The sequence below is a fragment of the Albirhodobacter sp. R86504 genome (assembly GCF_042466415.1).
Lineage (GTDB): Bacteria > Pseudomonadota > Alphaproteobacteria > Rhodobacterales > Rhodobacteraceae > Albirhodobacter.
In genome coordinates, this window is record NZ_JAXHCH010000003.1 from 169,770 (window position 1) to 179,861 (window position 10,092).

General features: G+C 59.6%; 10 protein-coding genes. 4 read left to right on the forward strand and 6 right to left on the reverse strand.

Annotated features, from left to right (window positions below; translation table 11 throughout):
* The first annotated feature begins 56 nt into the window (after positions 1–56).
* Both SJY32_RS16460 and SJY32_RS16465 read left to right on the forward strand, forming a co-directional pair.
* The gene (locus SJY32_RS16460; RefSeq protein ID WP_376878293.1) at positions 57–788 is read left to right on the forward strand and encodes a FadR/GntR family transcriptional regulator; all 732 of its coding nucleotides are present in this window, start codon (positions 57–59) and stop codon (positions 786–788) included.
* 115 nt (positions 789–903) lie between these two features.
* Positions 904–1,803, forward strand: a complete 900-nt coding sequence (locus SJY32_RS16465; protein ID WP_376878296.1) for a dihydrodipicolinate synthase family protein — start codon at positions 904–906, stop codon at positions 1,801–1,803.
* A 66-nt stretch (positions 1,804–1,869) separates the two neighbouring features.
* Here the strand turns inward: SJY32_RS16465 and SJY32_RS16470 are convergent, their stop codons facing one another.
* From SJY32_RS16470 to SJY32_RS16480, 3 genes are all read right to left on the reverse strand, one after another.
* Positions 1,870–2,646, reverse strand: a complete 777-nt coding sequence (locus SJY32_RS16470; protein WP_376878299.1) for an ATP-binding cassette domain-containing protein — start codon at positions 2,644–2,646, stop codon at positions 1,870–1,872.
* A complete protein-coding gene (locus SJY32_RS16475) occupies positions 2,646–3,758 on the reverse strand; it encodes an ABC transporter permease (RefSeq protein ID WP_376878302.1) in 1,113 nt (370 codons plus the stop codon). The genes SJY32_RS16470 and SJY32_RS16475 overlap by 1 nt, the downstream gene beginning before the upstream one ends.
* Positions 3,759–3,844: 86 nt before the next feature.
* The gene (locus tag SJY32_RS16480) at positions 3,845–4,741 is read right to left on the reverse strand and encodes a sugar ABC transporter substrate-binding protein (protein WP_376878329.1); all 897 of its coding nucleotides are present in this window, start codon (positions 4,739–4,741) and stop codon (positions 3,845–3,847) included.
* Positions 4,742–4,997: 256 nt separating this feature from the next.
* Between SJY32_RS16480 and SJY32_RS16485 the strand changes: the two genes are divergently transcribed.
* Entirely contained in the window at positions 4,998–6,005 is a 1,008-nt protein-coding gene (locus SJY32_RS16485) for a LacI family DNA-binding transcriptional regulator (RefSeq protein ID WP_376878305.1), read from the forward strand.
* A gap of 26 nt (positions 6,006–6,031) precedes the next feature.
* Here the strand turns inward: SJY32_RS16485 and SJY32_RS16490 are convergent, their stop codons facing one another.
* From SJY32_RS16490 to SJY32_RS16500, 3 genes are read right to left on the reverse strand one after another with little or no spacing between them, the layout of a single operon-like run.
* Positions 6,032–7,165, reverse strand: a complete 1,134-nt coding sequence (locus tag SJY32_RS16490) for a Gfo/Idh/MocA family protein (protein ID WP_376878308.1) — start codon at positions 7,163–7,165, stop codon at positions 6,032–6,034.
* Positions 7,166–7,204: 39 nt separating this feature from the next.
* Positions 7,205–8,095 (reverse strand): TIM barrel protein, encoded by an 891-nt coding sequence (locus tag SJY32_RS16495; RefSeq protein WP_376878311.1) that lies wholly within the window; start codon positions 8,093–8,095, stop codon positions 7,205–7,207.
* Between the two features lie 17 nt (positions 8,096–8,112).
* Complete coding sequence (locus tag SJY32_RS16500; protein WP_376878314.1) at positions 8,113–9,210, reverse strand: Gfo/Idh/MocA family protein; 1,098 nt, start codon at positions 9,208–9,210, stop codon at positions 8,113–8,115.
* 113 nt (positions 9,211–9,323) lie between these two features.
* Here SJY32_RS16500 and SJY32_RS16505 point away from each other — a divergent pair.
* On the forward strand, positions 9,324–10,092 hold a 769-nt coding region (locus SJY32_RS16505), incomplete at its 3' end, for a thiamine pyrophosphate-binding protein (protein WP_376878317.1).

Consider the following 10,092-nt stretch of genomic DNA (forward strand, 5'->3'; position numbering starts at 1 on the left):
GCGAGCGCGGGACGGGCGCGATATTGATAATAAAGTTTACAACTATCGGCGCCCGCATGACATCCAAACCCGCTCCGCAACAGCTTTCCGTTGCCCCGCTGCGCAAACGACGGCTCGCGGATGAGGTCTACGCACAGATCCTGTCGCAACTTGCCGCGCATCATTACGCAACAGGCGACCGCCTGCCGACCGAACACGCGCTGGCCGAGCAGTTCTCCGTCTCGCGGCCGGTGATCCGCGATGCGCTCAAGCAACTGCAAAACGACGGGTTGATCGGCGCGCGGCGCGGCGCGGGCACGTTCGTGTTGCGCTTGCCGCCGCAAGATATGGCGCCCTTCGCACAAGACGTGCAAATTGCCGATTATATTCGCGCCTACGAGATCCGGCAGAGCTTGGAATGCGAGGCGGCGCGGCTCGCGGCGCAACGCGCGGATAAGGCGGATATCTCCAGCATTGGCAAAGCGTTAGACATGATGGAACGGGCGCTGAATACGGCGGGCGAAAATGCAACCGAGGCCGATTTCCAATTCCACATCACGATCGCGCGCGCCACGCACAACGACCTGTTCGAGCGTCAGATCCTATCGCTGCGACCGGAGATGACGGGCACAATGCGGATCGCGTCACAGATCACGACCAATCGCCCACCCGAACGGACCGAGCGCGTCTTGCAAGAACACCGCGATATTTTCAATGCGATTGAGGCGGGCGATGGAAACCTCGCCAGGCTTTACATGCAGTATCATCTGGTCAGCGTGCGAAACCGCATCCTCGATCAATCGCTCTGACCTCTTATCGCAGGCCACATGCGTAGGACGCGCGGTGATTGACGCGGCGCGGAATCATTAGTAATAAATATTTACAACTTTGATCTATTTCACTGACGCCGCGAGGAGCCTTCCCATGACGCATGATCTTGACGCCGCCCTAAAGGGGATCTCCGGTATTTTGGTGACGCCTTACGATGAGCGGGGCGAGATCGCGCCCGACAAGCTTGCGCCAATCCTTGATCGCGCCCTCATCGCGGGGGTCCATATGCCGGTGGTCAATGGCAACACGGGCGAGTTCTACGCCCTGACAATGGACGAAGCCTGCGTGATGGCGCGCGAGGTAGTGGCCCTTGTCGACGGTCGCGCGCCGGTTATGGCCGGCGTCGGGCGCGGCATTCGTGATGCGTGCCGTTTGGCGGAGGCCTCGGTTGCCGCAGGCGCGGCGGGGCTGATGGTGCATCAACCGCCCGACCCTTTTGTGTCGCCGCGCGGCACGGTGGATTACTTACGCCAGATTGCCGCCGCGGCGGGCGACACCCCGATCATGGTTTACCTGCGCAATGATGCGATCGGCACAGACATGATCCGCGCGCTATGTGAGGTGGAAACAGTGAAAGGCGTCAAATGGGCCACACCGAACCCCGTCAAGCTGAGTGAGGCGAAAGCGGCGTGCGATCCGTCGCTGACATGGGTTGGCGGGCTGGCGGAGGTGTGGGCCCCCGCATTTTACGGGGCGGGTGCGCGCGGCTTTACCTCGGGTTTGATCAATATCTGGCCCGCGCAATCGGTTGCGATCCATGCGGCGCTCGAGGCGGGGGAGTTCGCGCAGGCGCATGCGTTAATTGCCGCGATGAAACCGTTTGAGGACATCCGCGCGCAGGAGTTGAACGGCACGAATGTCACCACAGTGAAGGCCGCGCTGCAAGCGATGGGGCAAGATTGCGGGCCGACGCGCGCGCCCTCCGCATGGCCGTTGACGCCCGAACAGCACGCAACGATGATGACCTTCTTGCAGGCTCAAACGCTGGCTTAAGGCCTCACCGCCGATTTGCAAAACCCGAAGCGAGGGGCGCCCCCGCTTCGGGAAGTGGACGTCACCTTAAACGGTGCCGCCAAGGGAGCCCTCAAGCGTGGCCAGCTCCTGCCCGCCTGCCATCTGGTCTTGCAGCTCATCCGCGCTGATATTGCCGCGCGTCGCCGTACCGTAGGTTTTGCCGCGATTGAGCACGGTAAACCGATCCCCGACCGCCATCGCATGGCGAACGTTATGCGTGATGAAGACGACTGCGATACCTTGCTTGCGCACCTTATCCACGGTCGCGAGCACATTCGCCGTTTGCCGCACCCCGAGCGCCGATGTCGGCTCGTCGAGGATCAGAACTTTCGCGCCGAAATGCACCGCGCGGGCGATTGCAACGGTTTGACGCTCGCCGCCCGACAGCGTGCCGACGGCTTGATCCGGTCCGCGCAGGTTGATGCCCATTTTGCGCATCTCGCGCATTGTGGTGTCATTCGCCAGCTCGTGATCGAAGAAGGAAATACCCGCGATTTTCTTGATCGGCTCGTTGCCCATGAAGAAATTGCGGCTGACAGACATCAGCGGGATCATCGCAAGGTCTTGATAAACCGTCGCGATCCCTGCCGCGATGGCATCCCGCGGATCCGCGAAATTCATCGGCGCGCCGTCAAAGAGGATCTCGCCGCGGGTTGGTTTATGCACGCCCGACATCGTTTTGATGAAGGTCGATTTCCCCGCGCCGTTGTCGCCCAACAGGCAGTGACATTCGCCCGGATAGAAATCAATCGTGACGCCGTTGAGGGCAATGACCGAGCCAAAGTGCTTCTCGATCTCTTTCATTCGAATGATCGGTTGCATCAGCGTTCTCCCGTAATCAAGCGGCGGATGTAGGTGTTCAAGATCACCGCGAGGAGCAAAATCACCCCGAGGAAGACGCGGAAGAGAGAGCTTTCGACATTGGCGAAGAACAGGCCCTGTTGCACGACCCCGAAGATCAACGCGCCCAGTGCCGCGCCGATGACCGAACCGTAGCCGCCCGTCAAAAGTGCGCCGCCGATAACCACCGCGATGATGGCCTCGAATTCCTTCAAGAGGCCGCGATCCGCACCGGCAGAGCCGAATTCCATCACCTGACAGACAGCGAAGACGGTGGCGCAAAACGCGGTAAAGACGAACATCGAGATCTTGACGCGCGCAACCGGAACCCCGACATAGCGCGCCGCTTGCGCATCGCCGCCGGCCGCGAAGATCCAGTTACCGAATCGCGTCCGCGTCAACAAAATATGGCCGAACAGCACAAGCCCGAGCGCCCAAACGATCAGCATCGGCACACCGTCAACAACCGGTTTGCCCGCGAGATTGCCGCGATCGAAAACGGTGATCCAGCCTTGATCCCCCATCCACTGGAAGGCGCCGGAAAGGATCTTTCCGCCGAAAATCGGCGCGAGCCAATCGCCCTCTGCCGCCTCACGGATGCCGCCGATAATGGTTTTACGCTCCAGCAGTTGCGGAATGAAAATCGTAAATCCGCGCAGGATGAACAAGGTCGCCAGCGTGACGATGAAGCTCGGCAACCCCGTGCGCACGACGATAAATCCGTTCAGCGCGCCGCACATCATGCAGATGAAAAAGGTTATGAGGATGGCGGCCCACATCGGCCAGCCCAAGGTGATCGCGAAGACCGCAATCATCATGCCTGCAAAGCCGATCATCGACCCGACAGACAGATCAAACTCGCCCGCAATCATCAACAAACAGGCGCCAACCGCGATAATCATGAACTGCGCCGAGACAACCGACCAGTTCATCACGCCTTGCGCGTTGAACATGCCGCTATCGAAGGCGAACATAAGGAAGAAGGTGAATACAGCAACGGTGCCGACGATACCGCCGAGCTCCGGCCGTATCAGGGCTTTACGCAGCGGCGAAATCCGCTTGATGCGCTCATCGGCGAAAGTGGTGTCTGACATTTGGGGAATCCTGAGATGTTATAGCGGCAGGGCGCGAGATGGCGAGGTCTCGGGCGCCGGAAAATGACGCCCGAAACCGGGTCAGCTTAGCGGAACTCGCCCGCGAATTCCTCGACCTTGGCAAGGCCTTCTTTCGTCACGAAACCAGGGCCGGAGTTGATGTTATTGCCTGGTAGAACGCCGTAACGATCATAATTCGCGAGGATCACAACCGGCAGGTAGGCCTGCAAGAACGGCTGCTGATCGATGCCCCACTGGATCACATCGCCCTTGATCCCGTTGACGATTTCCTCGCCCAGATCGAACGTGCCGAAGTAGATCTCGCCGGCCATCCCGTTTTCCGCCAGCGCAAGCATCGTCGGATCGGCGGAGGTCGGCCCGAGCGTCAGCACCGCATCGGTATCAGGGTTGGACGAGAGATAGGCGAGAACACGATTTTTGATCTCGGACGGGTCTTGGCCCGCGTCGATCATCTGATTGCCCAGCTCAACACCCAAACCATCCGCAAACCCTTGGCACCGTTCGGTCGACGAAGGTGAGGAGATATAGTGGTTCACGCATAGGAACGACGAGATACCATCACGCGCCGCGCGCTTGCCCGCGGCGAGACCGGCGTCGTATTCCGGCTGGCCGACATACATCAACGCGCCAACTTCAGCCGCCTGCTCGGGCGAGCCCGTGTTCATGATGATGACATCGATACCCTGATCGACGGCCGATTTGATCGGGCCTTTGAGCACTTCGAAATCGGACAGTGTGGTGATGATGCCATCAGGTTGCGATGCGGCGGCCTGATCGATGATCCGCGCCATATCTGCCAAATCGCCGGTCGGCGGGTTGCGATATTCCACCGAAACGCCCATCTGGTCGCCCGCGACGGCGATCCCGTTCTTGATGGTATTCCACCAGCTATCGGAGTCGGGCGCATGGCTGACAAGGATGTATTTCAAATCGTCGGACGGCGATTCGGCGCTTGCCATCATCGGGCTGGCGACAGCAGCGGCCGTCAACATCAACGTTTTAATCACAGATTTCATATTTTCGATCCTCCCACGGATAGTTTTTTGTTCAAAAGCTGGATGAGGTTCCTCCCCCTCATGATCCAAACAAGCACGGAACAAATCTTTTTGCAACCGGTTGCAACTTTTGAAGCGCATTTTTGATGCCAATCGCGAAGGGCTCCTATAAAACGGGCTGAACCGGCAGATCAGCCGCCGTAGAGCAAAACAGGCATCCGACATGACACCTACCCTAAAAGATGTTGCCGAACGCGCGGGCGTATCGCGATCTGCGGTCTCTCGGACCTTCACCGATGGCGCGTCGATCTCGCCGAAGATGCGCAAGAAAGTAGAGAAAGCCGCCGCGGAGCTAGGGTATCGCCCGAACTTCCTCGCGCGGAGCCTGACGACGCGGCGCACGAAGCTGATCGGGCTCGTATCCAACAACTTCCACAATCCCATTTTTCTGGAAGTCTTCGATCTGTTCACCCGCGCCTTGCAAGAACGCGGCCTGCGCCCGCTGCTCGTCAATTTGAGCAACGAGACCGATCCCGAACATTCCGTTCAAATGCTGACGCAATACTCCGTCGACGGCGTGATTGTGGCATCCTCGACGCTGCCGCCCGCGTTTTCCAAAGCTTTCAAAGATAAGAATATTCCGGTCGTCAACACGTTTGGGCGCTACGCCAGCAGCCCCGATGTGCATGTCGTGGGCATCGATAACGTCGAGGCGGGGCGGACGGCCGCGCGCGAATTGCTGGCCCGCGGCTACCGCGAGCTCGCGTTTCTTGGCGGGCCAGAACAGGCAACTTCAACCCAAGATCGCCTGAAGGGTTTTTTGGAGGAAATCGGTAAACTCCCGGAAGCCACCGTCACGCTGAGCTTCGCGGAGGCCTATTCTTTTCAGGCGGGCCGTAAGGAAATGTTGCGCTTGTTGGAGACAGGTCACGCGCAGGCGTATTTCTGCGGCGATGATGTGCTGTCGATCGGCGTGTTGAGCGCGATCCGCGATGCGGGCCTGAACGTGCCGCAAGATATTGGAATCATTGGCTTGAACGATATGCAAATGGCAAGTTGGGAGGGGATTTCCCTGACGACGATCCATCAGCCGATCAAGCAGATTATCACTTCATCCGTCGAGTTAATCGCCGCGATGCTCGAAGACCCTGACCGGTATCCCGAAGCGCGGCTATTCCCCTGCCGTGTGGTGGAGCGCGCAACCCTGCGCCCGAAACTGGCCGCGCCGTGACGCGGCCAGTGACTTGATAAGAAACGTTATTTAAAGATGCTTGGCCGCGCGTCCATCCACGCGCCCTTCTCTTTCGCAGAGGCCACCGCCGTATGCACGGCCGCCATCGACCGGACCCCATCCGACGCGGTCGGCAACCCGTCGCGCACGGCCCCGCCAATCGCATCGGCGAGATCGCAATAGATATTGGCAACCGCAAGCGGGAAGCCCTCGGGATGCGCGATCGAGACACGGCTCAACCGGCGCGCATCCTCATGCAACCCGCCCTCGCCCTTCTCGATGATCTGCGTGCGACCGCCGACGGGCGTGTAGATCAACTGGTTCGGTTGCTCCGACGCCCAACGCAAACCACCCGTTTCGCCAAAGACTTGGATATCAAACCCGTGCTGGCGCCCGATCGCAACCGATGACGTCCAAAGCCGCCCGACCGTGCCGCCCGACATCCGGAAGTTGACCATCGCATCATCTTCCAAAACACGGCTGGAGATCGTCGATGCGAAATCGGCGGAGAGCGTTTCCACCTCATCATCGCAGATAAAGCTCGCCATATGCATCGCATGGATTCCGCAATCCGCGAATTGGCCCGACACACCCGCCATCGCAGGATCATAGCGCCACCGCACGCGCGGGTTATCCGCATCGGTCGCGTCGCCGTGGTGCCCGTGGCTGAAGTTCGTCACGACCAGACGCGGCTTGCCGATCTCGCCGGCACGCACCATCGCGCGGGCTTGACGCACCATTGGATAGGCCGAGTAGCAATAGTTTACGGCGCAGATTTTCCCTGTCTTTTCAACGACACGGACGATCTCCTCGCCTTCCTCGACCGTCATCGTCATCGGCTTTTCGCACAGCACATTGAACCCCGCCTCCAAGAAGGATTTGGTGATTTCAAAATGCGTCGCGTTCGGCGTCGCGACCGTCACGAGATCGATCCGATCGTCGCGGTTGCGTTCACCCGCGAGCATCTCCTGCCAGTCGCCATAGGCGCGATCTTCTGCGATTCCAAGGCGTTGCGCATATTCACGCCCCGCATCGGCGCGATGATCCAACGCCCCCGCCGCAAATTCGAAACGTCCGTCCGCCAACGCGCCCAGACGATGTGCCGGTCCGATCTGGCTGCCTTCGCCGCCGCCGATCATGCCCCATTTCAGCTTGGTCATAGTGTCAGTCTTTCCTCAAAACGGCGCGGAGCCGTGGAGTTAAAATCCGATGGATTGCAGGTATTCACGATTCGCGCGCGCGTCTTCCAGTGGCGTTCCCGGCAAAGCAGGGTCACAATCTTGCTCGACCGTGCACCAGCCCTCAAACCCGTGATCGAGCAGGATTTTGCGAACGGCGGAGAAATCCACATCGCCTTGGCCGAGGTTGCAGAAAATCCCTTGGCCGCAGGCTTTGTAGAAATCTGTCCTATTTTCAACGACATCCGCCTTCACGACCGGATTGATATCTTTAAAGTGCATGTAGCTGATGCGGTCGATATTGCGCTTCATGAACGCAACAGGATCGTAGCCCGCATAGGAATGGTGGCCCGTATCGAAGCAGATCTTGAGGATCTTCTCATCGACTTCCGCCAGAAGACGCTCCAGCTCCGGCTCGAAATCCATGAAGCCCGCCGCATGCGCATGGATGCCCACGGTGAGGCCGTATTCTTCGGTGCCGATCTTGGCGATCATGGCCAAACGATCGCGGAAGGATGTCCATTCCGCCTTATCCATCTGCTCGGCCTCACTGAAACGCCCGGCCGTAGGCGCGCGGCGCGGTGAGATACTATCAATCAAAACAAGATGTTGCGCGCCATGTGCTTTCAGCGCCTTGCACGTGCGATGCGACGCATCCAGCACCTCATCCCATTTCGCCGCATCATGGAACGGACGGAAAACGACGCCGCCGATGATCGCCAGATCCCGCTCCGCCAAAGCGGGCGCGAGCACCTCGGGATCTTCCGGCATATAGCCGATCGGGCCGAGCTCGATGCCCTTATAGCCCGCCGCCGCGCATTGATCCAAGACCGATGTCCACGCGGGATAGGCCGGGTCGCTCGCAAATTCGATGCCCCAAGAACAGGGCGCATTGCCGATTTTAATGGTCATGTGTGAGGTTCTTTCTGTCACAGGGATGAGATGTTGACCCAAGTCTTCGCGCGCGACGATTGCAACGCCGCCGCGACCACTTGATTCACCGCCATGCCATCCTCAAAGGTGGGCCAGACGGGGGTTTTGGTTTCAATCGCGCGCAGGAAATCCCGCGCCTCGATGATAATTTGATCCTGATATCCGGTGCCATGCCCAGGGCCTTGGCAAAACGGCGCGTAATCGGGATGCGCCGGACCGGTCAGGATTTTGCGGAACCCGCGCGTGGCTTCCGGCTCGTCGGCGGTGTAAAGCCACAGCGCATTCTGATCTTCCTGATCGAATTTGATCGCGCCTTTTGTACCTGTAATTTCATAGGCATAACCCATCTTTCGCCCGTGGCTAATGCGGCTGAAATACATCTGCCCCATCGCGCCATTGCCAAAGCGGCACATCATTTGCGCGTGGTCGTCATTGGTCACCTCGCCGCCGTGGCGCGTGGTATGCACCGTTTCGACCTCCGCGATCAGACGGTCAATCGGCCCGATCAACGCAAGCGCGGCGTTGATCATATGCGGCGCGAGATCACCCATCGTGCCATTCGCATCACCCAAAGTGCGCCAAGTCGCGGGGAATTGCGGATCGGCCAGAAAATCCTCGGTATGCTCGCCGCGGAACCATGTGACATCGCCAATCACCCCATCCGCGATCAATTTGCGCGCGAATTGGCTGGCCGGCGTACGGATGTAATTAAATCCCGTCATGCTGATCTGCCCCTGCGCGGCGGCGACCATCGCACGGCTATCCTCTAGCGACGCGCCGAGAGGTTTTTCGCAAAACACGGGCTTATTCAACGCGAAGGCCGCCTCGGCGATCTCGCGGTGGGTTTCTTGCGGCGAGGCGATCACAATCGCCTCCACGGCGGGATCATTGACGAGAACCTGCCATTGATCGGTGGCGCGCGCGAAGCCGTAGGCCGCACGGTAGCGCTCCGCGGAGGCGGGCGAACTGGCGCAGACCATTTCCAGATGCGGGCGCAGGGCTGTGTTGAACACCGCGCCCACCGCCGCCATCGCGACCGCATGCGCCTTCCCCATGTAGCCACCGCCGATGATGCCAATGCCGACTTTGGTCAAATTATGCTCCCCCCTCTGAAACAGTTTGCAACCGGTTTCAAAATAAGTATCGTTAAATTCGAAACCGCGCAAGACGCAATGCGCCGGCCCCGACCTGAAAAAAGAGATTTCGTATGACTCAAAACACCATCACACTCACCACTGCGCAAGCGATCATCCGCTACCTCGATGCGCAATTCATCGAGATTGACGGCGTCGAGATGCGCCTGTGTGGTGGCGGGTTCGGCATTTTCGGGCATGGCAATGTCACCTGCCTTGGCGAGGCGCTCTATGGCGTCCGCGAGACGCTGCCGCTGTACCGTGGCCAGAACGAGCAAAGCATGGGCTTTGCAGCGGCCGCCTATGCCAAACAATGGCTCCGCGAGCGGTTCATGTTTTGCACGGCCAGCGCCGGCCCCGGCACGGCGAATCTGCTGACCAGCGCGGCGCTGGCGCATGCGAACCGCTTGCCGATGTTGATGCTCTGCGGTGATACCTATGTCACCCGCCTGCCCGATCCTGTGCTGCAACAGCTTGAGCATTTCGGCAATCCGTCGCTGGGCGTGAATGATGCGTTCAAGGCGGTGAGCCGGTTCTGGGATCGAATCACCCATCCGGCGCAGGTGCTCAATTCCCTGCCCGCCGCGATTGCGACGATGCTTGATCCCGCCGATTGCGGGCCTGCGTTCATCGGCCTGCCGCAGGATGTTCAGGGCTGGACGTTTGACTATCCGTTGAGCTTCTTCGCCAAAAAGATCCACCGTATTCGCCGCCAAACCCCTGATGCGGCGGAGATTTCTGACGCGGTGGCGCTGTTGAAATCCGCCAAACGCCCAATGCTGATCGCGGGCGGCGGCGTGCAATATTCCGGCGCTGTGGCGGAGATGACCGCCTTTGCCGAGG

What these genes read in the sequence shown, in the direction of transcription:
- SJY32_RS16480 (WP_376878329.1), bottom strand. Translation starts at nt 4,741, where the DNA reads ATGATGGCAAGCGCCGAATCGCCGTCCGACGATTTGAAATACATCCTT.
- SJY32_RS16490 (WP_376878308.1), bottom strand. Translation starts at nt 7,165, where the DNA reads ATGACCAAGCTGAAATGGGGCATGATCGGCGGCGGCGAAGGCAGCCAG.
- SJY32_RS16485 (WP_376878305.1), top strand. Translation starts at nt 4,998, where the DNA reads ATGACACCTACCCTAAAAGATGTTGCCGAACGCGCGGGCGTATCGCGA.
- SJY32_RS16460 (WP_376878293.1), top strand. Translation starts at nt 57, where the DNA reads ATGACATCCAAACCCGCTCCGCAACAGCTTTCCGTTGCCCCGCTGCGC.
- SJY32_RS16475 (WP_376878302.1), bottom strand. Translation starts at nt 3,758, where the DNA reads ATGTCAGACACCACTTTCGCCGATGAGCGCATCAAGCGGATTTCGCCG.
- SJY32_RS16465 (WP_376878296.1), top strand. Translation starts at nt 904, where the DNA reads ATGACGCATGATCTTGACGCCGCCCTAAAGGGGATCTCCGGTATTTTG.
- SJY32_RS16495 (WP_376878311.1), bottom strand. Translation starts at nt 8,095, where the DNA reads ATGACCATTAAAATCGGCAATGCGCCCTGTTCTTGGGGCATCGAATTT.
- SJY32_RS16470 (WP_376878299.1), bottom strand. Translation starts at nt 2,646, where the DNA reads ATGCAACCGATCATTCGAATGAAAGAGATCGAGAAGCACTTTGGCTCG.